Genomic DNA, 23,788 nt, shown 5'->3' on the forward strand with positions numbered 1-23,788 from the left:
GCTCGTCGCGCCTTTTCGATCCGCCGTGCGATCAATGTTCGCAGCGGTTGCGGCCGGTGTGCTTGGCGCGGTACAGGGCCGCATCGGCGGCGGCCACCAAGGTGTCGGCGGTCTCGGCGCCGGTGACCAGGCCGCCGCGCACGCCGATGCTGATCGTCGTCGGAATGCGCTGCGCGCCCCATTGCGTCGGCGTCGCCTCGACCGCCTGGCGCAAGGCCTCGCCCACGATCAGCGCGCCCTCGAGCCCGGTGTCGGGCAGCACCAGCAGGAACTCCTCGCCGCCGAAGCGGCCGATCTGGTCCTGCGCGCGCAGGCGGCTGCGCAGGGTCTGGGCGACGCCGCGCAGCACCACGTCGCCAGCCTGGTGGCCGTAGCCGTCGTTGATCTTCTTGAAATGGTCGATGTCCAGCATCAGCACGGCCAGCAGCTGGCCCTGGCGCTGAGCGCGCGCGACCTCGGCCTGCAGCACGTCGCTGATCGCGCGGCGGTTGGACAGGCCGGTCAGCATGTCCTTCATTGCCAGCTCGAAGTTCTGCCGCTCGGCCTTCTCCATCGTCATGTAGACGAAGCCCAGCGCCATGCTCAGCACCGAGCCCATCGCGGCGATGAAGAGCATGGCCTGCCAGCGGTTGCTCTCGACCGGCGAGCTGACATCGAGCCAGCCCCGCCAGATCGCCAAGGCGCGCACCAGCAGGGTCAGGGCCAGCAGGGCGAAGGCGCAGAACACGATCATGCGGCCGCGGCCGGTGATCGGGTGCTCGCTGTCCAGCAGCGCGGCCAGGATGAAGGCGATCTGGGTCGTGAACAGCAGGGCCGCGACGACGACGCGGATCAGGTAGTGGTCGTACAGCAGGGCGAAGACCAGGGGCGCCAGCAGCACCGGCCCCCATTGCTGCCAGCGCTGCGCCTGGGCCGACTGGAAACGCCGCACGGCCGTCAGCATCAGGGCCAGGGCCAGGGCATAGCTGCTGTTGGCGCCGACCATCGAAAAGCCCCACGGCAGGTAGGCCCGCAGGCCGAACAGCACATTGCTCAGCGCATAGGCGACCAGGGCCAGCGCCCAGGGCCACAGCGCAGCGCTGGCCGGCTTGCCCCAGGCCATCACGCAGACCAGCAGCGCCATCAACAGGGCGACCACCGTCACGAGAATGAACAGGGTGGGAACGTCCAGATGCATGAGGCATTGTGCACAATGGCCTGCAGAGGGAGTGTTGTTCATGCCCATCTTTGCCGGTCCCAAGCATCGACTCAATCTGGCCCTGCAGGGCGGCGGCGCCCATGGCGCCTTCACCTGGGGCGTGCTGGACGCGCTGCTGGAGGACGGCCGGCTCGACTTCGAGGGCGTCAGCGGCACCAGCGCCGGCGCGATGAATGCGGTGCTGCTGGCCCAGGGCCTGATGGACGGCGGCGCCGACGGTGCGCGCGCGGCGCTGCGGCGCTTCTGGACCGCGGTTGCCGCGGCGGTGCCGGAGGCGATGACGCGCAGCTCGGCCGATGGCCAGAGCGTCGGCCTGGCGCCGATGGTGCAACTGCTGCTGCATTGGACGCATTACCTGTCGCCGCAGCAGATCAACCCCTTCGACCTGAACCCCTTGCGCGACATCATCGAGGCCCAGGTCGACTTCGCCCGCCTGCGCCGCGCCAGCCCGCTCAAGCTCTTCATCGCCGCCACGCGGGCCAATAGCGGCAAGCTGCGCATCTTCCGCACCGAAGAGCTCAGCTGCGAGGCCCTGCTCGCCTCGGCCTGCCTGCCCAGCATCCAGCGCGCGGTCGAGATCGACGGCGAGCCCTACTGGGACGGCGGCTACACCGCCAACCCCGCAGTCTTCCCGCTGTTCTACGAGTGCCGCTCGCGCGATCTTCTGCTGGTGTTGCTGAGCCCGCTGCGCCACCGCGGCCGGCTCAGCAGCGCGCAGGACATCCAGGCGCGCGTGATGGAGATCGCCTTCAGCGCCGGCTTCCTGCGCGAGATGCGCATGTTCGCCCAGCTGCGCCGCCAGCTGGTGCAGCGCCGCGGCTGGCTGGGCCTGCCGCTGCTGGGCCGTTTCGAGCACCGCGTCCGGCACAGCCGCTTCCATCTGATCGAGGCGGCCGATGTGCTGGGCGACTTCAGCGCGCAGACCAAGCTGGCCGTCAATCTGAAGTTCTTCGAGCACCTGATGCTGCAGGGCCGCGCGCGCGGCCGCGCCTGGCTGGATGTGCACTTCGCCGCCGTCGGCCGGCGCTCGACCGTCGATCTCGAGGCGCTATTTGCCTGAGGCGGTGGAGGCCGCCGGGCCCGCCGCCGCGGGCAGCAGCGGCGGCGCCGGCCGGTACTGCTGGTAGGCCGGCGACTGCCGCGCCGCGGCAATCGCGCGCCAGTAGCGCTCGACCAGCTGCGGATGGGCGGCCTGGAACGAGCGCGCGACCAGCAGGTACAGCATCTCGACGTCAAAGGGCGGTTCCAGCTGCTCGAGGCTGGCGGCGAAGCGCTGATCGAGCAGGCGCTGGCCCTCCTCCTCCTGCATGATCACCGCCTCGTTGCGGCCACGCTCGAGCTTGAGCATCAGCTGCTCGGCGCCGACGCCGCGGTCGTCGATCGGCACGCCCAGCGCCGCCAGCCGCGGGCCGTAGACATAGCCCGCCTGCACGCCGACGCTGCCGCCGCCCAGCTTGTCGAAGCGCTGGCCGTCCCAGCCGACCGCGCTGCCGCGACGGCGGTAGACCATGAAGCGGATCGGGCCGAGGCCGCGCTGCGGATCGACGCGGCCGCCGGCATCGAGCGGATAGGCGGCATAGGACAGCCGGTCCTCGGCATAGAGGCCGACCGCCGCATCGGCATGGCCGCTGCGCAGGTCCTGCAGGCAGCGCGGCCGCGGCGCCGTGTAGTTGATCAGCTGTAGGCGCAGCTGGCCGGCGGCCAGGCGCAAGAGATGCTGATGGCGGCCGCGCCCGTCGGGCAGGGTGAAGGGATAGAAGGGCTGGTCGGCGGTGCACAGGCGCAGCGCGATCGGTGGCGCAGCCGTCCCGCCCTCCGCCGCGGCCGCCGAGACAGCCGCAGGCCGGCACAGCGCCAGCCCCAAACTCGCGCAGGCGGCCAGGCGCAGCGCCGCCCGCCTCATCACGCCGCCTCGTCCAGCAGGGCGGCGAGCCGCTGCAGCGTCGCCTCGTCGAGGCGGCCGCTGGCGCGCGCCAGCGGCAACTGGCGGCGCGCCAGCTCGCGGTAGAAGCGGCCATGCGCACCGCCCAGCGCATCGAAGGCGCGCAGATGCGCGTCGACGACACGCGCATCGCCGCGCGAGATCGGCCCGGCCAGCGCGCCGGCCAGGCCGCGGCTCTCGGCCGCCTGCAAGGTGCCGCGGGCCAGCGGCAGCAGCGCGGGCAGCGCCTGCTCCGGCGGCAGGCCGATCGCCTCCCAGACCTGCAGCGCCTCGTCCAGCATCGACAGCAGAAAGCTGGCGGCGAAGCTGGCCGCGCCGTGATAGGCGGCGCGCGTGCCGGGGCGCAGGCTCAGCGCGCGCATGCTCAGCACAGCGGCCAGGCGCTGCAGCTCGGCCCGCAACGGCGGGTGCTGGGCCTCGATCGCGACGCTGCTGCCGGCCAGCAGCGCGGCGGCACGCACCGGGTCGGAAAAGATCTGCAGCGGATGGAAGCCGCCGATCTGCGCGCCGGCATCGGCGGCGGACCGCAAGGCCGTCAGCTCGGTGGCGCCGCTGCAATGGACGACCGCCTGGCCGGCGCGCCAGGGCAGCGCGGCGGCCAGCGATGCGATCGCATCGTCGGGCACGGTCAGGAAGACCAGCTCGGCCGCGGCGGCCGCCTCGGCCGCTTCGAGCGCACGGCAGCCGGCGATACCGGCGGCCGCCTCCAGCGGCGGCCGGCGCCCGCCCAGCGCGACGACCGCCTCGCCGCGCGCGGCCAGCGCCGCGGCCAGCGTGCGGCCCAGGCGGCCGGCGCCGATGATGGCGATCGTCATCGCGGCCATGGAGAAGCGCTCATCAGGGCTTGACGAACTTCAGCGTCATGCGGTCGCTCTCGCCGATCGCCTCGTAGCGGGTGCGGTCCTTGTCCTTCAGGCCATAGGTGGGCGGCAGCGACCACACGCCGCCCTCGTGGTCGGCCGTGTCCCTGGGGTTGGCATTGATCTCGCTCGTCGCCGCCAGCTTGAAGCCGGCGCGCTCGGCCATCGCGATCACATAGGCCTGGTGCAGATAGCCGCTCTTGGCCTTCTCGTCCTGCGGCTGCGAGACCGGCCGGCGATGGTCGACCACGCCCAGCACGCCGCCGGGCTTGAGCACCTCGTAGGCGCTCTTGAACACGGCCAGGGTCTTCGCCTCGCCCTGCTGGACCCAGTTGTGGACATTGCGGAAGGTCAGCACCAGATCGACGCTGGCCGGCGCCGCGTACTGCAGCTTGCCGGTCTCGGCGTCGAAGACGTTCAGTTTTACCTTGTCATAGACGCCCGGCTGCGCGTCGAGCTTGGCCTTCAGCCGCGCCGCGCTGCGCTGGTTGTAGGCCGAGGCGGAGGCCGGGTCGTCGCCGCCGAGGATCAGCGTGCCGCGCTCGCGCAGATAGGGCGCAAGGATCTCGGTGTACCAGCCACCGGCGCCGGGCGTCAGCTCGACAACCGTCTGCGTCGGCTTGATGCCGAAGAAGCTCAGCGTCTCGTAAGGATGACGGGCCGGGTCGCGGGCGACATTGCCGACCATGCGCTGCGGCCCGGCGATCGCCGCCTTCAGTGCCTCGTCGGCCCGCGCCGGCGCCAGCGAAAACAGCAGCGCGCCAGCGGCCAGCAGCGCAGGAATCCAGTTCTTCGTCGTCTTCATCGGCTCACCTTCCGTGATGGGAAGGCGGCAGTATGGCTCGAACGCCCGGCCCCTGCCGTAAGACATTCAGCTGAAATGCAGCAGCCGGCTGAGGAAGGTGTAATGCGCCTCCGCGTACATCAGGCCGATCAGCACCAGGATGCACAGCGGCGGGATCAGGATCGCGCAGATCAGCGCCATGCGCTCCCAGGCCATGTGCATGAAGACGGCGATGATGAGGCCGGCCTTCAGCGCCATGAAGAGCAGGATCAAGGTCCAGCGCAGCAGGCCCTGGAAGTGGAAGTAGTCGACCATATAGGACAGGGTGCTGAGCACGAACAGCAGCAGCCAGATCTTCAGGTACAGCCCTATCGGGTGTTTCTGTCCGGTATCTGAACTCATGGCCGTTCCCCCTTACCAGAGATAGAAGAAGGCGAAGATGAAGACCCAGACCAGGTCGACGAAGTGCCAGTACAGGCCGGCGATCTCGACGATCTCGTAGCCCTTCTTCTCGTAGTCGCCGCGCCGCACCTTCAACGCGACGACCAGCAGGTAGATGACGCCCAGCGACACATGCAGGCCGTGGAAGCCGGTGATCATGAAGAAGGTGGCGCCGAACTGCGCCGCGCCCATCGGATTGCCCCAGGGCCGCACGCCCTCGTCGACGATCAGCTTGGTCCACTCGAAGGCCTGCATGCCGACGAACATCGCGCCGAACAGGGCCGTCACCAGCATCAGGCGCGCGGCGTTCCTGCGGTCGCGGCTGTAGGCGCAGTTGACCGCCATCGCCATCGTGCCGCTGCTGGTGATCAGCACAAAGGTCATGATCGCGATCAGCAGCAGCGGCACATTGGCACCGCCCACATGCAGGGCGAAGACCTCGCTGGGGTTCGGCCAGGGCACCGTCGTCGAGCTGCGCACCGTCATATAGCCGGTCAGGAAGCAGCTGAACACAAAGGTGTCGCTGAGCAGGAAGATCCACATCATCGCCTTGCCCCAGGGCACCTTGAAGGCTTCGCGGTCGGCCGCCAGATCGGCGACCATGCCGCGCACGCCGCCCGGCGGCAGGGCCAGCGAGTCGGTGTTGCTGCTTGGATGGCTCATGGCGAGGGCTCTCCTTGCTCTGGTTCAGCCGCGGCCGCAGATGGCGCGGGCGACATCGGGCGTCAACAAGCCGAGCGTGGCGAACAGCGCGAACCACAGCAGCAGCAGGAAATGCCAGTAGCGCGCGCACAGCGCGATGCGCCAGGCGGTCGGAACGCTGCCGGCGCCGCGCCGCGCGAGACGCCCCCAGGCGAGGACACCGCCCAGCACATGCAGGCCGTGCAGGGCCGTCAGCACATAGAGGAAGCCGGCCGCCGGGTTGCCCTGCGGCAGCACCCGGGCCGCCCCGAGCGCCGACCAGGCCCACAGCTGCACCGCGACGAAGGCCAGCGCGCAGGCGCCGCCGAGCCGCCAGGCCAGGCCCGCATCGCGGCCCGCGCGCGCGGCGGCCGCGGCGGCCTCCAATGCGAGGCTGCCGGCCAGCAGCAGGGCCGTGCTGAGCCAGAACTGCCAGGGCAGCGCCAGCGGATAGCCCTCGGCCTCCGAGAGGCGCATCACATAGGCGGCGAAGAACAGGCCGAACAGGCTGCTGACGACGGCGATGAAGATCCACAGCGCGGTGCCGGCCGCGGCGGCACGGTCGATGCGCTCGAAGCCACCCGGCGCGGCGAAGCTGCCGGCCGCGCTCATTGGCCAAGCTCCGTGCTGCGCACTGCGCTGCGAGCCCCCTTCGGAGCGGCCGGGCGGGCCCTCATGCCGCCGCTCCGCGGCCGGCCGCGGCCGGCCGGCCATGCGCCGACTCGTCGAGCTCCAGCCCGCCGTCGCCGGGCGGCGCGTCCTGGGCGATGAAGTCCTCGCGGGCGCCGGGAACGCTATAGGCGTAGGCCCAGCGGTGCACGACCGGCAGGCGCGGCCCCCAGTTGCCATGGCGCGGCGGCGTGTCCGGCGTGTGCCATTCCAGCGAGGCGGCGCGCCAGGGATTGGGCGAGGCCTTGCGGCCCTTGAAGGCGCTCCAGACGATGTTGAAGACGAAGACCAGCTGAATTGCCGCGACGACCATAGCGATCACGCTGATGACGGCGTTCAGCTGATGCGCCGATTGCGGGATGAACTGGTAGTTGTCGAAGTTGTAGTAGCGCCGCGGCATGCCCAGCAGACCCAGGTAATGCATGGGGAAGAAGATCGCGTAGGTGCCGAGGAAGGTGCCCCAGAAATGCAGGAGGCCGAGCCGGTCGTCCAGCATGCGGCCGGTGATCTTGGGGAACCAGTGGTAGATCGCGCCGAACACGACCAAGAGCGGCGCCACGCCCATCACCATATGGAAGTGGGCGACGACGAAATAGCTGCCCGACAGCGGGATGTCGACCGAGACATTGCCGAGGAAGAGGCCGGTCAGCCCGCCGACGATGAAGGTCGAGATGAAGGCCAGGGCGAACAGCATCGGCACGGTCATGTGTATATCGCCGCGCCACAAGGTGATCAGCCAGTTGTAGACCTTGATCGCCGTCGGCACGGCGATGATCAGCGTGCTGGTCGCGAAGAAGAAACCGAAGTACGGATTCATGCCGCTGACGAACATATGGTGGGCCCAGACGACGAAGCTGAGCACCGCGATCGCCAGGATCGCCCACACCATGGTCCGGTAGCCGAAGATGCATTTGCGCGCATGCACGCTGATCAGGTCGGAGACGATGCCGAAGGCCGGCAAGGCGACGATATAGACCTCGGGGTGGCCGAAGAACCAGAACAGGTGCTGGAACAAGAGCGGCGTGCCGCCCTTGTACTGCGCGACCTGGCCCAGCGAGACCAGGGCCGGCATGAAGAAGCTGGTGCCTATGGTCTTGTCCAGCAGCATCATCACGCCGCTGACGAAGAGCGCCGGGAAGGCCAGCAGCGCCAGGATGGTCGCGGTGAAGATGCCCCAGACGGTCAGCGGCATGCGCAGCATCGTCATGCCGCGGGTGCGCGCCTGCAGCACCGTCGTCACGTAGTTGAGGCCGCCCATGGTCGCCGCGACGATGAAGATCAATAGCGAGACCAGCATCAGGATGATGCCCCAATCATGCCCCGGCGTGCCGGGCAGGATGGCCTGCGGCGGATAGAGCGTCCAGCCGGCGCCGGTCGGGCCGCCGGGCACGAAGAAGCTGATCATCAAGACGATCACGCTCAGCAGATAGACCCAGAAGCTGAGCATGTTCAGATAGGGGAAGACCATGTCCCGCGCGCCGACCATCAGCGGGATCAGATAGTTGCCGAAGCCGCCCAGGAACAGTGCGGTCAGCAGGTAGATCACCATGATCATGCCGTGCATGGTGACGAACTGGTAATAGCGCTCGGCGTTGATGAACTCGAATTGGCCGGGGAAGCCCAGCTGCAGCCGCATCAGATTGGACAGCAGCACGCCGACCAGGCCGACCAGGATGGCGACACCGCCGTACTGGACGGCGATCACCTTGTGGTCCTGGCTCCAGACGTACTTGGTCCAGAAGCTGCTCGGCTCGGCGTGCTCCTCGTCGTGAGCCTCGTCGCCATGCGAATGATCGTGTTCGCTCATCGGTTCGGTCCTGGCTGTTTAGGGCGCCGTGCCCTGGGCGCGGATATAGGCGATCAGCGCATCGACCTCGGCATCGCTGAGCTCCGTCTTCGGCATGATGGGCGGGAAGCCCTGGACGACGCGCGAGGTCGGCTCGCGGATCTCCTGCCTCAGCACCGCCTCGTCGACCTTGAGCTTGCTGCCGTCGGCAAAGGCCTCGGTCTTGCCGTACAGGCCCTTCCAGGTGGGGCCGACGCCGGCGCTGCCGTCGATCGAATGGCAGGCGACGCAGGCCTTGGACTTGGCAAGCGCCATGCCCAGCGCCGCCGGCGTTGCCGTGGCCTCGGCGCCCGCGCCGGCGGCCGGCTCGGGCGGCGGCAGATTGGCCTTGGCAAAGCTCGGCTTGCCGTCCAGCCAGGCCTGGTAGTCGGCCGGGCTGTCAACGACGACCAGGCCGCGCATATTGGCGTGGCCGACGCCGCACAGCTGCGCGCACATCGATTCGTAGCGGCCGGTCTTGGTCGGCGTGAACCAGTAGGTCGTGACCAGGCCCGGCACCATATTCATGCGCGCTCGAAAGGGCGGCACATAGAAGTCGTGCAGCACGTCCAGCGAGCGCAGCACCATGCGCACCGGCTTGCCGACCGGCAGATGGACCTCGCTGCCGTCGACGACGGTGTCGTCCTGGCCCTGCAGATCGCCGGGATCGATGCCGAAGGGATTGCCGCCCTTGACGAAGCGCGCGTCGGTGCGGCCCAGCTTGCCGTCGGCGCCGGGAAAGCGAAAGCGCCATTGCCACTGCGTGCCCAGCACCTCGATCTCCAGCGCCTCGGGCGGCGGCCGCACATAGTCGGCATAGACCAGCAGGCCCGGTGCCAGCAGCGCGACGATGCCGACGGTGGTGATCGCCGTCAGCCAACGCTCGAGCTTGTGATTGACCGGCTGGTAGGCGGCCGGTTCATGCGCCGCCGTCTGCCCCGCCCGGCGCCGAAAGCGCACGAGGATGTAGACCAGCAGCAGATTGAGGACGACGAAGAAAATCCCGGTGATGACGAAGGTGATCGTCAGCGTGTTGTCCATCTGGTCCCAGTTCGACGCCAGCGCCAGCGGATGCCAGGGGTTCACGAAGTGGAAGACCAACGATGCCAGGACGATCACGATCAGCACGACGGCAATGACCATGTGGACTCCTCCCTTTGTTTTCGCGCCGCAGGCGCGGGCCGCAGGCGGCCGCGCCTGTTCGACTCTCGGGCTTGCGGGGCCTCAGGCCGTGGCGCTGCGGCGCGCCAGCTTCCAATAGACCATCGCCGCGGTCACGCCGAAGACGAAATGCTCGAAGAAGTAGGCACCGCTTCTGAGCTCGGCCACCCAGGGGAACAGGTTGACCAGCACATAGAAGTTGATGAAGTACAGCGCCATGCCGGCGAGCCCGCCGACGATCTCCAGCACCGGCAGATCGCCCTCGTAATGGAAGCCGGTCACCACATAGGCGATTGCGCAGCCGAACAGCACGCCGAGGCCGTAATGGATCAGCAACGCGACGGTGACCACGCCGAGACTGAAGGCGTGGGTCGGTCCGTTCAACAGGTCGGGGCCCATCAGCATCGCGGCGACCAGATGCGAGGTATGCCAGGGATTGCCGCCCAGCATCAAGGTCGTCCACAACAGGTCCATCACCATTGCGACGGCGCCGGCAACGAGGCCGGCGACGATGGCTGCGGACCAATCGGGCGCGCGACTATGCCATCGATGCGATTGCACTTGAAGTTCCATGGACACCTCCAAAAGGCGTAACAGAAACAAATGCTGATGGTCTGGTGTTGCTAGCGCAGATCGACTTTCGCCGCTGTTGACGGGCTGGGTCTGCGAAGGCGCCGGGCCGGATTGCTTTGTTTATAACCCGGCATGGTTTTGGTCGCAAGCGGGGTTGCAGGCAGTCGCCAACCCTTGTGCGATCAGGGCACCGGCAGCGCCGTCTCGTACTTGACCTCGCGCAGCACCACATTGCTGCGCACGCTGGCAACACCTGGCACTTTGAAGATCTGCTGCTGCAGGAACTGGTCGTAGGCCTTCATGTCGGCGACGACGACCTTGATCACGTAGTCGGCCTCGCCGGTGATCGCCTGGCATTCGATGATCTCGCGGCTGACCTGGACCAGGCGCTCGAACTGCTCGACCGCGCCCTCGCTGTGCCGCACCAGCGAGACATTGGCCAGCACGCAGATGTTCAGGCCCAGCTTCTCGCGGTCGACCAGGGCGACGTGCCGACGGATCACGCCGCTTTCCTCCAGCTCCTTGACGCGGCGCCAGACCGGCGTCGCCGACAGCCCGGCCTTCTCGGCCAGCTGCTGCGTGCTCTGGCGTCCGTCGGCCTGGAGCGCCTCCAGAATCAGACGGGTCGCTCGATCGAAACGATCATTTTCCATTTCAATGCATTTCCGGAATTTTCAACTCATGATACCGGTTGACGGGAGCGAACCGGGAAACAAACACTTGGCTTAGTGGCCAAGAATCTTCCGCCAGCCATTGCAGAGCCAGGAGTCGCCATGTCCAGCCCCGAATCGAAGCCCCAGCAGCAGCCCGCCCTGCGCGACTACAAGCTTTCCGACAACCTCGCCGCCAGCTCGGGCGTCGTCTTCCTGACCGGCACCCAGGCCCTGGTGCGCCTGCTCTTGGCGCAGAAGGCGCAGGACGAGCGCGCCGGCCTGAACACGGCCGGCTTCGTCTCCGGCTACCGCGGTTCGCCGCTGGGCATGGTCGACCAGCAGCTGTGGAAGGCGAAGAAGTTCCTCGACGCCGCCAAGATCAACTTCCTGCCCGCGATCAACGAGGACCTGGCCGCCACCGCCTGCCTGGGCGTGCAGCGCGTGGCGCTCGATCCGAAGCGCACGGCCGACGGCGTGTTCGCGATGTGGTACGGCAAGGGCCCCGGCGTCGACCGCTCCGGCGATGCGCTCAAGCATGGCAATGTCTACGGCACGTCCAAGCAGGGTGGCGTGCTGGTCGTCTGCGGCGACGACCATGGCTGCGTGTCGTCCAGCACGCCGCACCAGAGCGACCTGGCGCTGCAGGCCTGGAGCATGCCCATCGTCCACCCGGGCAATGTGGCCGAGTACCTGGAGTTCGGCCTCTACGGCTGGGCGCTGAGCCGCTTCTCGGGCGCCTGGGTCGGCTTCAAGGCGATCTCCGAGGTCGTCGAATCGGGCATGACGGTGGACCTGGACAGCGTGCCGCTGGACTTCGAACTGCCGGTCGACCATGTCCCGCCGACCGATCTGCACATCCGCCAAGTCGACCTGCCCTCGCTGGAGCTCGAATCGCGACTGGAGCACAAGCTGAACGCGGTGCGCGCGTTCACGAAGCTCAACTCGATCGACAAGCACATCGTCGCCAGCCCCAGCGCGACCTTGGGCATCGTGACGGTGGGCAAGGCGCATTACGACTTCATGGAAGTGCTGCGCCGGCTGGACCTCGACCCGAACGCGCTGGCCGCGGCCGGCGTGCGGGTCTACAAGGTCGGCCTGGTCTATCCGCTGGAGACCACGCGCATGGCCGAGTTCGCCCAGGGCCTGACGGACATGCTGGTGATCGAGGAGAAGGCGCCGGTGGTCGAGCGCCAGATCAAGGAGCTGCTCTACCACCTGCCCGATGCGCAGCGCCCGCGCGTGGTCGGCAAGACCGACGAGCATGGGGCGCCGGTGCTGAGCAGCCTCGGCGAGCTGCGCCCCTCGCGCATCATGTCCACGGTCGCCGACTGGCTGGCACGGCTGAACCCGGCACTGGACCGCCGCCACCTGGTCGTCGACTTCCTGACGCCCTGCCTGCTCTCCAATGCCGCCGACGGCGTGCGCCGCCAGCCCTACTTCTGCTCCGGCTGCCCGCATAACACCTCGACCAAATTGCCCGAGGGCTCGCGCGCGCTGGCCGGCATCGGCTGCCACTTCATGGCGAGCTGGATGGAACGCGGCACCTCGGGCCTGATCCAGATGGGCGCCGAGGGCGTCGACTGGGCGGCCGCCTCGCGCTTCACGAGCGAGAAGCATGTGTTCCAGAACCTCGGCGACGGCACCTACTACCACAGCGGCTATCTGGCCATCCGCCAGGCGATCGCCGCCAAGACCAACATCACCTACAAGATCCTCTACAACGACGCGGTCGCCATGACCGGCGGCCAGCCGGTCGACGGCCAGACCAGCGTGCCGCAGATCGCGCGTCAGGTCGAGGCCGAGGGCGTCAAGCGCCTGGTCGTGGTCTCCGACGAGATCGGCAAGTACCAGGGTCACGAGAAGCTGTTCCCGCCCGGCACCAGCTTCCACGACCGCTCGGAGCTGGACAAGGTGCAGCGCGAGCTCCGAGAAATAGAGGGCGTCACCGTGCTGATCTACGACCAGACCTGCGCCGCCGAGAAGCGTCGCCGGCGCAAGAAGGGTGAGTTCCCCGATCCGCCTAAGCGCATCTTCATCAACGAGCAGGTCTGCGAGGGCTGCGGCGACTGCGGCCAGGCCTCGAACTGCCTGTCCGTCGTGCCGGTCGAGACCGATTTCGGCCGCAAGCGCGCGATCGAGCAGAGCAGCTGCAACAAGGATTTCAGCTGCGTCAACGGCTTCTGCCCCAGCTTCGTCTCGGTCCATGGCGCGCAGCTGAAGAAGAAGGTCGGCGCCGGCTACACGGCGCAAGACCTGGCCCGCGAGATCGCCGCGATCCCGCAGCCGGCGCCCTGGTCATGGACCGGCCCCTTCGACCTGCTGGTCACCGGCGTCGGTGGCACCGGTGTCGTCACCGTCGGCGCGCTGGTGTCGATGGCCGCCCATCTGGAGGGCAAGCAGGCCTCGGTGCTGGACTTCATGGGCTTCGCGCAGAAGGGCGGCTCGGTGCTGTCCTTCGTGCGCCTGGCGCCGACGCAGGACCTCCTGAACCAGGTGCGCATCGACACCCAGCAGGCCGATGTGCTGCTGGCCTGCGACATGGTCGTCGGCGCCTCGCCGGACGCGCTGGGCACGGTCAAGCCGGGCCGCACGGTGATCCTGGCCAACACGCACGAGCTGCCGACGGCGGCCTTCGTGCGCAACCCAGACGCCAGCCTGCAGGGCGACTCGCTGCTGGCCAAGATGCGGCATGCGGTCGGCGAAAACCGCGAGCTGCTGTCGACGATCGACGCGCAGGCGATCGCGCAGCAGCTGATGGGCGACACGATGCCGTCGAACATCGTCATGCTGGGCGCCTGCTGGCAGCGCGGCCTGATCCCGATCAGCGAGGCGGCGATGATGCGCGCGATCGAGCTGAACGGCGTCGCCGTCGAGGGCAACAAAACCGCCTTCGCGCTGGGCCGCCTGGCCATCGCCGCGCCGGAGGCGATCAAGCGCCTGGCCGGCGTGCAGGCGCCGGTCGTGCAATGGCTGAACTTCGAGCGCCTCGATGGCGAGGACGGCCTGATCGCGCGCCGCGTCGCGCACCTGACGGCCTACCAGGATGCCGCCTATGCCCAGCGCTACCGCGCTCTGGTCGAACGCGTGCGCAAGGCCGAGGCGCAGCTGGGCGAAGCGGGCCGGAGCGAGCGCCTGACCAAGGCCGTCGCGCGCTACTACGCCAAGCTGCTGGCGATCAAGGACGAATGGGAGGTCGCGCGGCTCTATACCGATGGGACATTCGAGAAGAACTTGCGCGCCCAGTTCGAGGGCTGGGACTCGCTGTCCTTCCATATGGCGCCGCCGCTGCTGGCCAAGCCCGGCCCGGACGGCCGCGCCAGGAAGCTGGAGCTCGGTTCCTGGACCTTCAAGGCCTTGAAGCTGATGGCCCGCTTCAAGGGCCTGCGCGGCACGGCGCTGGACGTCTTCGGCAAGACCGAGGAGCGCCGCATGGAGCGTCAGCTGATCGCCGACTACGAACGGCTGGTCGACGAGGTCCTGTCCAAGCTGACGGCCGAAAAGATCGACATCGCCGCCAAGCTGCTGCGCCTGCCCGAGGGCATCCGCGGCTACGGCCATGTCAAGCTGGCCAATGTGGCGACGGTGCGCGCGCAGCAGAAGGAGCTGCTCGACCGTTTCCACGGCCGCGCGGCGGAGGCGCCGGTGCAGATCGTCGCCGCGCCGCAGCGGGTCAAGAGCGTCAGCGAACTCTGATCGGCAGCGCCTTCCTCAGCAGCCGAAGGAATTCACCGTGCCATTGCGCTTCAGCGTCAGGGTCGGCCGCCCCGAGGCGGCCGGCGGCGTCAGCAGCAATGTGTCCGTGCCCTGCAGCCGCCCCTCGTAGCTGGAGGCCAGCGGCGCGGCCGGCTCGCTCTGGCCGGGCTTCAGCGTCAGGCTGAGGCTGCAGCCGGACCAGGTCCCGCCGAACTGCTTCTGCACCCCATCGACATTGAAGTTGGCCGTGTCCAGCGTGCCGCTGGCCGTCGTCGGCTGATCGGGCAGCAGAAAGGCCTGGACGGTGCTGCCGCCGGCGCTGCCCTCGAAGCCGAACACGAACAGCGGCACGACCAGCACCTCGGTGCCGCCGCCACAGGCGCCCAGGGTCAGCGCGGCCAGCAGGGCCGCCGCGGATGTCCTCGTCTTGCTCATCATCACTTCTCCTTCGTCAACTGGCGCAGGAACTGCGCCATGTTCCGCTCCAGGCGCTGCAGATCGGGCTCCAGCGCCTGCATCTGCGCGCGCAGCGCGGCATTGCCCTGCTGGCGGCGGTAGATCTCGGCCATGTCCGCATTGCTGCGCCAGAAATTCAGGTGAATCGCCCAGAGCTGCTCGCGCAGCGTCCGCCAGGCCGGCAGCAGCTCGGGTGGCCAGTCCTGCGCCAGGCTGCCGTCGTGCTTCTCGCGCACCAGCAGGAAGCGGCTCACCGCGGCGTTGTAGGCCTTGACGAAATCGTCCAGCGTCGGCCGCGCCACCTGCTCCTGCTGCAGCAGCATGTGGACATTGCGCAGCGCCAGCAGGTACTGGTTGAGCGTCTCGGCCAGATCGATCTCGGCCGCGCGCGGATCGCCGGGCGGCCAGTTGCGCGCCTCCTCCAGCCGCCAGGGCACCTCGCCCAGGGCCCGCACCCGGCGCTGCAGATCGGCGATGTCGTGCACCGTCGTCGTCAGGTCCTCGGCCGATTTCATCAGGCCGATCACGCCGCGCCCGCTCAGCACCGGTGCGCCCGAGCTGCCGCCTTGCACGGCGGCGAAGTCGATGCGCAGATTGCCGGCGGCGTCGGCGCCCGCGCGCACCCGGCCCGGCGCGGGCACCGGCGCGCATTCGTCATTGCTGCCCAGCAGCCACACCGCCTCTTCGACGGCAACGCCGGGCGCCAAGGCCCGGGTTAGCGCCTCGTAGCCGGCCGGCCGCGGCAGCGTCAGCAGCTGCACGTCCTGGGCGCTGCCCTCCCAGCCGGGCCAGGGGCTGGCCGGCAGCTCGCGGCGCTGCTCGTCGGCGCACAGCCGCGCGCGGATGCGCTGGCTCATCCGCTCCGGCTCGCCGCTGCCGCGCATGCCGAGCCGGACCACGACATGGCGCGCGGTGAGCACCCACAAGGTGCTGGCATCGGCGCCGACGACCAGACCGAAACCATGCTCGCCGATATCGTCGGCGGCCAGCAGCACCAGGTTGTGGCTGAGCCGGCGCGCCAGCCCCGGGCCGTCGAGGAAGCTCGCCTCCTGCGCCAGCGCGGCCGCGGCGCAGACGGACAGCGCCAGGCTCAGGCCTGCGCAGCGAACTGCTTGCGCAACCATGTGCTGATGCCCCACAACAGACCGGCGGCGCTCCACAGCAGGCCGAGGCTGTGGTTGTGCGCCAGGTATTCGAGCAGGCTCGGCGATAGCGAGCGGGCGAAGCCGCCGGTCGCCGAGCGGATCGCGCCGGCCGAGCCGCTCAGCTTCAGCCGCAGGCTGTCGCCGAGCTGCAGCTCGCATTGCTCGACGCGCAAGCCATCGAGTTCCAGCGTGCTGCCGGCGCCCAGCTGCAGCTCGCGCTCGACCGCCGGCAGCCGCAGCGTCGCGGCGCGCAGCGCGGACAGCAGCTCGACCTTGCCGCCGGCGCCCGGCGCACGCTCGACGAAGCGCAGCGCCGATGGCCGCAGCCCGCGCCATGGCCAGATCTGCCCGGCCGCGCGCGGCAGCCACAGCTCGGTCGCCCCGCCCTCGGCGCTCAGGCGCAGCCATTCGGCCATCGGCACCTGCGCCGTCGTGCGCGCCGCACCGCCGAGGCTGCTGGCGACCGCGCCGCCGAACTCGAACGCGACCGCATGCGCGGCACCCTCGATTGCCAGCCGGGCGCCGGCGCTGCCGGCCTCGATGTCCAGCCGCGCGCCCTGGCCCAGCTCGAGGCTGCGCAGCTTCAGCCGCTCGGCGCGCAGCAGCAGCGGGCTGAGCCCCTCCTCGCGCGCACGCTGCATCAGCCCAGCGTCGGCCGACTCGAGCCGGCCATAGCCCTCGGCCCGCAGATCGCCGGCCAGCGCCTGGGCGCCCAGCTGGCCGGCCTCCTCCAGCCGCAGCTGGGCCGCGCCGGCTTCCGCCTCGAGCGCGAACTGCACGCGCGGCATCGGCCACAGCGCCACCAGCGAGACCAGGGCCGCCACGATGGCCAGCGCCAGCAATTGCCGCCGCCAGCTCGGCCGCCGCGCGCTCGCCAGCGCCTCCTCGATCAGCTGCAGCCGCGTCCGCAAGGCCTGCAGCTCGGCCAGTGGCGCCCCATCGATCAGGCCCTGGCGCAGCTGCTCGCGCAGCGCCTGCGCCTGCGCGGACAAGCCGGCCGCTTGCTCAGGGCTTGTCATCCTGCGGCCCCAGCACGATGAACTGCAGCAGCGGCAGGGGCTGCCCCTGGGCATCGAGCGCGCGCACGTCGATGCGCTGCCCCCGTCCGTCCGCCGGGCGCGGCATCGGCAGCGCGATGCGTTCCCAGGCGAACAGCGGCGGGCCCGCGAGCTCCTGCCAGGCACCGGGCGCCTGGCCGAGGCGATAGGCGCGCCAGGCGATGGCCGAGATCGCGACCGAGGGCCGCAGCACCGCATAGGCGGTCTGCTCGGCCTCGCCCTCGCTTGCCCCCACCGGCGCCAGCGCCGGCACTTCACCGGCCGGCTCGGCGCGCGCCAGCAGGCCGAGATCGCGCAGGCTCAGGCGGGTCGACGCCAGCATGGGGCCGGCGTTCCAGTGCAGGGTCGCGCCGCGCGGCAGCGCCGCATCGACGCGGTAGAGCGGCGTCGAGCGCAGCGGCTGGATGGTCAGCTGGAGGTCCAGCCCGGCCAGCCCGCGCAAGGCCAGGCGGCCCTGGGCGTCGGCCGCCAGGCTGCCCGGGGGCGCACGCGTCAGCGAGACCAGCTCCAGAAAGGGCTGGGACACATTGCGCTCGAAGAAGCCCTCGCAGCGCGGCGGATCGCTGGCCGGCGCATAGGCCGGCTGGCGCCCCTGGGCAGGCTGCAGCCGCGCGCAGGCCGGGGCCTGCGCCTGCGCGGCCGTCAGCAGACACAGGCCGGCCGCGGCGGCAAGGCCGCGGCGGAGCAGCAGACCGGTGGACGGCAGCAGCATCTCGGCGCTCCCCGGATCGCGGGCGATCCGCACAGCGACGATTCTAGTGAGCGGGCCGCGCCCCGGCCGAGCCGGCCCGGCGGGCGCTAGCGGATCAGCACCTCGACCCGGCGCGCCTCGCGCGGCGTGCCGCTGCCGGTGCTCAGCGCCGGCTTCTGCAGCGCCAGCGCCGCCTCGGCCACGCCCAGGCGCAGGAGTGCGTCGCGCACCGCCTCGGCGCGGCGGCGCGCCAGATCGGCGTTCAGCGCCGCGTCGCCGCTGGCGTCGTGATAGCCGCTGATGACGACGCTGCGGCCCTCGGCCAGCGACTGCATCAGGGCGCTCAGCGCGGCATCGGCGCCCTCGGCCAATTCGGCGCTGGCGGTGGCGAAGAAGAACTTGACGACGCCGTTCTCGACCACGATGGCGGCAACCTCGTCCGCCCCGGCCAGGGCCGGCGGCTTGGCCGGCCGGCTCTTGTAGACGCCGATGCCGATCGCCAGGCACAGCACCAGCACGACCAGGATGCCGACCAGGCGCAAGGCGACGCCTTCGTCCTCGTCGAGATACGCGTTCGGGTTCGTCGCCATCGCGGACTCCTCGCGGCGTCCGCTCAGGCCGCGGACTCGCCGGATTGTACGGAGGCCGCCGGCGGCGTGAGCAGCGGTAGCAGCAGCTGGACGCGCAGGCCCTGGCCCTGCGCGCCGGCATGCAGGCTCAAGCTGCCGCCATGGCGGGCGGCGATGTCGTGCGCGATCGCCAGGCCCAGGCCGCTGCCATTGCCGCTGGCCGCCGGCCCGCGCTGGAAGCGCCGCAGCATCTGATGGTGCAGCGCGGCCGGGATGCCGGGACCGGTATCCTCCACCTCCAGCAGCGCCCGGCCCTCGCGCTGGCCGGTGCGCACGGTCACGCGCGCGCCCTCGCCGGCATAGCTGAGGCTGTTGTGGATCAGGTTCGCCAGCAGCTCGCGCAAGAGAAAGCCCTGGCCCAGCACCGGCGCCGGCTGCAGCTCGAAGCCCAGGTCCTGGCCGGCCGCGACCGCGCGCGGCACCCAGTCCTCGGCGGCCTCGGCGGCGATATCGCGCAGGTCCAGCTCGCGCTGCGGATCCTGCGGCAGGGCCGCGTCGGCGCGCGCCATCGACAGCATCTGTTGGGCCAGGCGCGCGCTGCGGTCGACGCTGGTCTGCAGGCGCTTGAGCAGCGGCTCGACGGCCGCGTCATGCGGCTCCAGCAGGGCCAGGTCGATCTCGGTGCGCAGCGAGGTCAGCGGCGTGCGCAGCTGATGCGCGGCATTGGACAGGAATTCCTGCTGCCCCGAGGCGGCCAGGCGCAGGCGCTCGAACAGGCGGTTCAGCGCGGCGATCAGCGGACCGACCTCGGCCGGCACCGGCTGCGACAGCGGCTCCAGCCGGTCCAGATCGCGTTGCTCGACCTCGGCGCTGAGCTCGCCCAGCGGCCGCAGGCCCTGCTGGATCGCCAGCCGGCCGGCCAGCACCAGGCCGGCCGACAGCACCAGCATGGTCACCAGCACGGCCAGCATCAGCTCGCGGCGCAGCGCCACCCGCTTGCCGGTGGTCTCGGCGACGCGCACCTGGCAGACATTGCCGACCACGCCGCAGGCCACGCCCAGCGAGACCAGGCGCAGCGTCTCGCCGCCAAGCTCGATGTCGCGGAAGTTCCAATCGCCGGCGCCCAGCTCGATCTGCGGCCCGGCCAGTTGCCGGTCACCCAGCAAGGCCTGGCCCTCCGGCGCCAGCACCAGGTAGTAGATATGGTCGACGCGGTCGAAGCGCAGCGCGCGGTCGGTCTGGCCCGAGACCTCGACCAGCAGCTCGCCGTCATGCGTGCGGATGAAATTGCTGATCGCCAACGCCGTGTCGCCCAGGCCCAGGTCCAGCCAGCTGACGGCGGTGTCGTGCATCAGCCGGTACAGCGCGAAGCTGCCGGCCGGCACGGCAATCAGCAGCGGCAGGATCAGCCACCAGAACAGGCGCTGCTTGAGGCTCAGCGGCGCGCGCCAGCCAATGCGCCGCTCAGGCAGACGGCCTCCCGACCAAGGGGGACTCTTCGAGGAGATAGCCGAAGCCGCGCACGGTGCGCACCTGGATGCCGGCCGGCTCGAGCTTGCCGCGCAGGCGCGAGATGCAGACCTCGATCGCGTTGTCGGTCGTGCTCTGGTCCCAGCCATTGCTGGCCGAGGCGATCAGCTCCTTGGCGACGACCTTGCCGACGCGCGACATCATGAAGCTGAGCACCTCCCACTCGCGCGCCGACAGCGCCAGCGGCTCCTCGCCGAGCCAGGCGCGGCGCGCCTCCAGGTCCATGCGCAGGCCGGCCAGCCGCAGCTCGTTGCCCAGCCGCGCCTGGCTGCGCCGCACCAGCGCACGGGCGCGGGCGATCAACTCGGCCAGCGCGAAGGGCTTGACCAGATAGTCGTCGGCGCCACCCTCGAGACCGCGCACCCGGTCCTCGACCGCGTCGCGCGCGGTCAGCAGCAGCACCGGGATCTGGCTGCCCTGAGCGCGCACCCGGCGCAGGGTCTCGAAGCCGTCGATGCCCGACAGGCCGATGTCCAGGATCAGCAGGTCGTAGCGATCCTCGCGCAGCGACAGCGGCACCGGCTCGCCGCGCGCGCTGCAATCGACGACCCAGCCCTGCGAGCGCAGCGCGCGGGCGGTCGATTCGGCCAGGAGTTCATCGTCTTCGACGAGCAGGATGCGCACGGCGGGCTTCGGTTGGTTGAATAGCCGCCCAGCTTAACGCCGCTTTGTTGCCGGCCTGTATCGCAGTCCGCCCAAAACCCGTCTCGTGGCTCCGCCATTCGCGTCTCGACGGCTTTCTGCAAGCTTGAGGACAAGCTGCCGACAAGCCCACCCCCTAGCCTGCGCGGATGGACTTCGCCCCGGCCCCTTCAGCCACCGTGCTGCTGCTGCACGGCCTGTGCGGCAATCCACTGGAGCTGGCGCCGCTGGCGCGCCGGCTGCGCGAGGCCGGCCACCGGGTGGAGGCGCCCGATCTGCCCGGCTACGGCGTGCCGGTCGAGACGGCCGGTCGGGCACCCGCGCCGGTGCCGCCCTTCGAGCAATGGCTGGAGCAGGCGCGCGCGCATTACGACGCGCTGGCCGGCGAGCGGCCGACGGCGCCGCCCATCGTCGGCGGTCTCGGCAGCGGCGCCCTGCTGGCCCTGGGCCTGGGCCTGCAGCGGCGGCCGGGCGCCCTGCTGCTGCTGTCGACCTGTCTGCACAGCGACGGCTGGGCGGTGCCGGCCTGGCAGCGCCTGCTGCCGCTGGGCGCCGTGCCGGCGGCGCTGCGCCAGCGCCTGGCCTGGCGCGAACGCGCGCCATTCGGGCTGAAGAACGAGCAGCTGCGCGCGTGGGTCGCGCAGGCGCTGCGCGCCACCACCGTCTCGCCGGCCGGCGCCGCGCGCACGCCGCTGGCCGCGCTGCACGAACGCGCGCGGCTGCAGCGCTATCTGCGCCCGCATCTGCGCGATGTCGAGGCGCCAGCGCTGATCCTGCACGCGCGCGCCGACGAGCTGGCCGGGCCGCGCTCGGTCATCGAGCTGCGCCGCGCGCTGCCGAACAGCCGCACGCAATGGTTCGACCGCAGCTATTCGCTGCTGAGCCTGGACCAGGAGCGCGGCGCGGTCGCCGACGCGGCGCTGGGCTTTCTGGACGAGCTGCGGCCGCAGCGGCTGGCGGCCTAGACCATGCCCTTGAATGGACCGGAGCCCAGCCAGCGCTCGATCTGCTGCTGACGGTCATTGCCCCAGAAGGGCTCGCCGTCGACGATGAAGAAGGGCGCGCCGAACACGCCGGCGGCGATCGCGGCGTCGTTGGCGGCCTTCAGCCGCGCCTTCCACTGCGGATCGTTCCAGGCCGCCTCGGCGGCTTCGGCATCGAGGCCGCTCTCCAGCGCCAGCTGCTTCAGCTGCGCCGCATCGTTGAGCGGAACGCCGCGGGTGAAATAGGCACGCAGGCCGGCGCGGGCCCAGGCGACGGCCCGCGCCGGATCCTGCGCCTGCAGCCACCAGAACACGCGCGCGGCGTTCTGCGTCGGGATCGGGAATTCGTCCGGCTGGCGGTAGGGCAAGCCGGCAAAACGGGCCGAGCGCTCGAAGTCGCGCAAGACGTATTCGCGCTTGATCGGATAGGCCACCGGCGGCTTGAGCTCGGCCGCCTGGAAGGCCGCGCCGAGCAGGATCGCGTGCCATTGCACGCGCCGGCCATGGCGGGCGGCCACCGCCTCCACCCATTCCGAGGCGATATAGGAATAGGGCGAGGAGAAATCGAAATAGAACTGGATCGGCGCACGCGGCAGCGCGCCGGCGCGATCGGGAAAGGCGGTCTCTAGCATGGGCCCTACGGTAGTGCAATTGCGCGCCGCCTGCACCGGGATTTGCGCGGGGCTATGCTGGGCGCAGCCAAGCTTCGGAGACGGCAATGACGGACAAGGCAACCCGCATCGAGCGCGACAGCATGGGCGAGCTGGCGGTGCCGGCCGAGGCGCTGTATGGCGCGCAGACGCAGCGCGCGCTGCAGAACTTCGAGGGCATCGGCGGGCCGATGCCCAGGCGCTTCGTCGAGGCCCTGCTGCTGGTCAAGGCGGCCGCGGCGCGCGCCAATGTGGCGCTGAACCAGCTGCCGGCCGAGACCGGCGTCGCGATCGAGGAGGTCGCGAGCGAGCTGCGCGCCTCGCCCGAGCTGATGCGGCACTTCCCGGTCGATGTGTTCCAGACCGGCTCGGGCACCAGCAGCAATATGAACGCCAACGAGGTGCTGGCGACCCTGGCCGGCCGGCGCCTGGGCCGCGCGGTCAGCGCCAACGACGAGGTCAATGCCGGCCAGAGCAGCAATGACGCGATCCCGTCGGCGCTGCACATCGCCGCCGCGCTGGCCCTGCAGGAGGAACTGCTGCCGGCGCTGCGCGTGCTGCTGCACGAGCTGCGGGCGAAGAGCCGCAGCGACGGCCATCACATCAAGACCGGCCGCACCCATCTGATGGACGCGATGCCGGTGCGCCTCTCCCAGGTGCTGGACGGCTGGGCCGCGCAGATCGGCGCCCAGCTGCTGCAGCTGGAAAGCCTGCAGCCGCGCATCCAGGCCCTGGCCCAGGGCGGCACGGCGGTCGGCACCGGCGTCAATGCCCACCCGGACTTCGCCGCGCGCTTCTGCGCCGAACTGTCGGCGCTGAGCGGCCTGCGGTTCAAGCCGGCGCCCGACTTCTTTGCTGCGATGGGCTCGCAGGATGCGGCCGTTGCGCTGTCGGGCGCGCTGAAGGGCCTGGCGGTGAGCCTCTTGAAGATCGCCAACGATCTGCGCTGGATGAACTCCGGCCCGCTGGCCGGCCTGGCCGAGATCGAACTGGAGGCGCTGCAGCCGGGCTCCTCCATCATGCCCGGCAAGGTCAACCCGGTGATCCCGGAGGCGGTCGCGATGGCGGCGGCCCAGGTGATCGGCCACGACGCGGCCATCACCATCGCCGGCCAGAGCGGCAATTTCGAGCTGAACGTGATGCTGCCCCTGGTCGCCCACGACCTGCTCGACAGCCTGCATCTGCTGGCTCGTACCAGCGAGCTGCTGGGCACACGCGCCATCGCCAGCTTCAAGGTCAAGGAGCAGCAACTGCAGAAGGCGCTGGCCCGCAACCCCATCCTGGTCACCGCCCTGAATCCGCTGATCGGCTACCAGAAGGCCGCCGCGATCGCCAAGCGCGCCTATGCCGAAGACCGGCCCATCATCGACGTCGCCGAGGAGGACAGCGGGCTCGATCGCAAGACCCTGGAGACGCTGCTCGATCCGCAGCGGCTGACCGAAGGCGGGCTCTGAGCCGGCAGCCCCGTTTCAGTTGTTGTCGGGCCGGTCAACAACTGAGACCGACCGCCGGCCGCGCCACAGCGCGATTGAAACAGCGCATGCAGACACTGCCTGGCGTCGCGGCAGGTCGCCGCGAGCGACG

Annotated in this window: 23 protein-coding genes; 4 read left to right on the forward strand and 19 right to left on the reverse strand. The window is 70.1% G+C overall.

The features are described 5' to 3' along the window. Positions 1-31 precede the first annotated feature (31 nt). Positions 32-1,177: a GGDEF domain-containing protein gene (locus QWJ38_RS13095; RefSeq protein WP_290359523.1), complete on the reverse strand. Its 1,146-nt coding sequence runs from the start codon at positions 1,175-1,177 to the stop codon at positions 32-34. A 40-nt stretch (positions 1,178-1,217) separates the two neighbouring features. Here QWJ38_RS13095 and QWJ38_RS13100 point away from each other — a divergent pair, with 40 nt between their 5' ends. Continuing rightward, entirely contained in the window at positions 1,218-2,258 is a 1,041-nt protein-coding gene (locus QWJ38_RS13100) for a patatin-like phospholipase family protein (protein WP_290359524.1), read from the forward strand. On the opposite strand, the gene QWJ38_RS13105 is transcribed toward QWJ38_RS13100, so the two are convergent. From QWJ38_RS13105 to QWJ38_RS13150, 10 genes are all read right to left on the reverse strand, one after another. Further along, positions 2,247-3,101 (reverse strand): substrate-binding periplasmic protein, encoded by an 855-nt coding sequence (locus QWJ38_RS13105; protein ID WP_290359525.1) that lies wholly within the window; start codon positions 3,099-3,101, stop codon positions 2,247-2,249. The genes QWJ38_RS13100 and QWJ38_RS13105 overlap by 12 nt on opposite strands. After that, positions 3,101-3,964, reverse strand: a complete 864-nt coding sequence (locus QWJ38_RS13110; RefSeq protein ID WP_290359526.1) for a Rossmann-like and DUF2520 domain-containing protein — start codon at positions 3,962-3,964, stop codon at positions 3,101-3,103. Before QWJ38_RS13110 ends, QWJ38_RS13105 begins: the two co-directional genes overlap by 1 nt. A 13-nt stretch (positions 3,965-3,977) precedes the next feature. Continuing rightward, positions 3,978-4,805 carry a class I SAM-dependent methyltransferase gene (locus QWJ38_RS13115; protein ID WP_290359527.1) on the reverse strand — a complete coding sequence of 276 codons (828 nt, stop codon included), beginning with the start codon at positions 4,803-4,805 and terminating at the stop codon, positions 3,978-3,980. A gap of 66 nt (positions 4,806-4,871) precedes the next feature. Then, positions 4,872-5,186, reverse strand: a complete 315-nt coding sequence (locus QWJ38_RS13120; RefSeq protein ID WP_290359528.1) for a cytochrome C oxidase subunit IV family protein — start codon at positions 5,184-5,186, stop codon at positions 4,872-4,874. Positions 5,187-5,198: 12 nt separating this feature from the next. Beyond that, positions 5,199-5,888 (reverse strand): heme-copper oxidase subunit III family protein, encoded by a 690-nt coding sequence (locus QWJ38_RS13125; protein WP_290359529.1) that lies wholly within the window; start codon positions 5,886-5,888, stop codon positions 5,199-5,201. A 24-nt stretch (positions 5,889-5,912) separates the two neighbouring features. Further along, positions 5,913-6,518: a cytochrome c oxidase subunit 3 family protein gene (locus tag QWJ38_RS13130; protein WP_290359530.1), complete on the reverse strand. Its 606-nt coding sequence runs from the start codon at positions 6,516-6,518 to the stop codon at positions 5,913-5,915. Positions 6,519-6,579: 61 nt separating this feature from the next. Then, positions 6,580-8,382, reverse strand: a complete 1,803-nt coding sequence (locus QWJ38_RS13135; RefSeq protein ID WP_290359531.1) for a cytochrome c oxidase subunit I — start codon at positions 8,380-8,382, stop codon at positions 6,580-6,582. 18 nt (positions 8,383-8,400) lie between these two features. Further along, entirely contained in the window at positions 8,401-9,543 is a 1,143-nt protein-coding gene (locus QWJ38_RS13140; protein ID WP_290359532.1) for a cytochrome c oxidase subunit II, read from the reverse strand. An 81-nt stretch (positions 9,544-9,624) separates the two neighbouring features. Next, on the reverse strand, positions 9,625-10,134 hold the full coding sequence (locus tag QWJ38_RS13145; protein ID WP_290359533.1) for a hypothetical protein: 510 nt from the start codon (positions 10,132-10,134) through the stop codon (positions 9,625-9,627). Positions 10,135-10,316: 182 nt separating this feature from the next. Continuing rightward, a complete protein-coding gene (locus QWJ38_RS13150; RefSeq protein ID WP_290359534.1) occupies positions 10,317-10,787 on the reverse strand; it encodes an Lrp/AsnC family transcriptional regulator in 471 nt (156 codons plus the stop codon). Between the two features lie 120 nt (positions 10,788-10,907). On the opposite strand from QWJ38_RS13150, the gene QWJ38_RS13155 reads away from it, so the two are divergent. Then, complete coding sequence (locus QWJ38_RS13155; RefSeq protein WP_290359535.1) at positions 10,908-14,480, forward strand: indolepyruvate ferredoxin oxidoreductase family protein; 3,573 nt, start codon at positions 10,908-10,910, stop codon at positions 14,478-14,480. 15 nt (positions 14,481-14,495) lie between these two features. Here QWJ38_RS13155 and QWJ38_RS13160 read toward each other — a convergent pair whose 3' ends face one another. The 7 genes from QWJ38_RS13160 to QWJ38_RS13190 form a co-directional block, all read right to left on the reverse strand. Next, positions 14,496-14,918: a hypothetical protein gene (locus tag QWJ38_RS13160; protein WP_290359536.1), complete on the reverse strand. Its 423-nt coding sequence runs from the start codon at positions 14,916-14,918 to the stop codon at positions 14,496-14,498. Beyond that, positions 14,918-16,060: a trypsin-like peptidase domain-containing protein gene (locus QWJ38_RS13165; RefSeq protein ID WP_290359537.1), complete on the reverse strand. Its 1,143-nt coding sequence runs from the start codon at positions 16,058-16,060 to the stop codon at positions 14,918-14,920. The genes QWJ38_RS13160 and QWJ38_RS13165 overlap by 1 nt, the downstream gene beginning before the upstream one ends. Continuing rightward, positions 16,027-17,100, reverse strand: coding sequence for a hypothetical protein (locus QWJ38_RS13170; RefSeq protein WP_290359538.1), 1,074 nt, complete (start codon positions 17,098-17,100; stop codon positions 16,027-16,029). The genes QWJ38_RS13165 and QWJ38_RS13170 overlap by 34 nt, the downstream gene beginning before the upstream one ends. After that, positions 17,087-17,884: a hypothetical protein gene (locus QWJ38_RS13175; protein WP_290359539.1), complete on the reverse strand. Its 798-nt coding sequence runs from the start codon at positions 17,882-17,884 to the stop codon at positions 17,087-17,089. The genes QWJ38_RS13170 and QWJ38_RS13175 overlap by 14 nt, the downstream gene beginning before the upstream one ends. A gap of 53 nt (positions 17,885-17,937) precedes the next feature. Further along, positions 17,938-18,420, reverse strand: coding sequence for an OmpA family protein (locus tag QWJ38_RS13180; protein ID WP_290359540.1), 483 nt, complete (start codon positions 18,418-18,420; stop codon positions 17,938-17,940). Between the two features lie 23 nt (positions 18,421-18,443). Then, complete coding sequence (locus tag QWJ38_RS13185; RefSeq protein WP_290359541.1) at positions 18,444-19,784, reverse strand: sensor histidine kinase; 1,341 nt, start codon at positions 19,782-19,784, stop codon at positions 18,444-18,446. Between the two features lie 79 nt (positions 19,785-19,863). Beyond that, positions 19,864-20,553, reverse strand: coding sequence for a response regulator (locus tag QWJ38_RS13190; protein ID WP_290359542.1), 690 nt, complete (start codon positions 20,551-20,553; stop codon positions 19,864-19,866). 167 nt (positions 20,554-20,720) lie between these two features. On the opposite strand from QWJ38_RS13190, the gene QWJ38_RS13195 reads away from it, so the two are divergent. Continuing rightward, positions 20,721-21,536, forward strand: coding sequence for an alpha/beta hydrolase (locus tag QWJ38_RS13195; protein ID WP_290359543.1), 816 nt, complete (start codon positions 20,721-20,723; stop codon positions 21,534-21,536). Here the strand turns inward: QWJ38_RS13195 and QWJ38_RS13200 are convergent. After that, positions 21,533-22,186 carry a 2-hydroxychromene-2-carboxylate isomerase gene (locus QWJ38_RS13200; RefSeq protein ID WP_290359544.1) on the reverse strand — a complete coding sequence of 218 codons (654 nt, stop codon included), beginning with the start codon at positions 22,184-22,186 and terminating at the stop codon, positions 21,533-21,535. The two genes, QWJ38_RS13195 and QWJ38_RS13200, sit on opposite strands and share 4 nt — an antisense overlap. Positions 22,187-22,272: 86 nt before the next feature. Here QWJ38_RS13200 and QWJ38_RS13205 point away from each other — a divergent pair, with 86 nt between their 5' ends. Beyond that, the gene (locus tag QWJ38_RS13205) at positions 22,273-23,658 is read left to right on the forward strand and encodes a class II fumarate hydratase (protein ID WP_290359545.1); all 1,386 of its coding nucleotides are present in this window, start codon (positions 22,273-22,275) and stop codon (positions 23,656-23,658) included. Positions 23,659-23,788 lie beyond the last annotated feature (130 nt).

This window comes from Roseateles violae (genome assembly GCF_030410485.1).
Lineage (GTDB): Bacteria > Pseudomonadota > Gammaproteobacteria > Burkholderiales > Burkholderiaceae_C > Roseateles_D > Roseateles_D violae.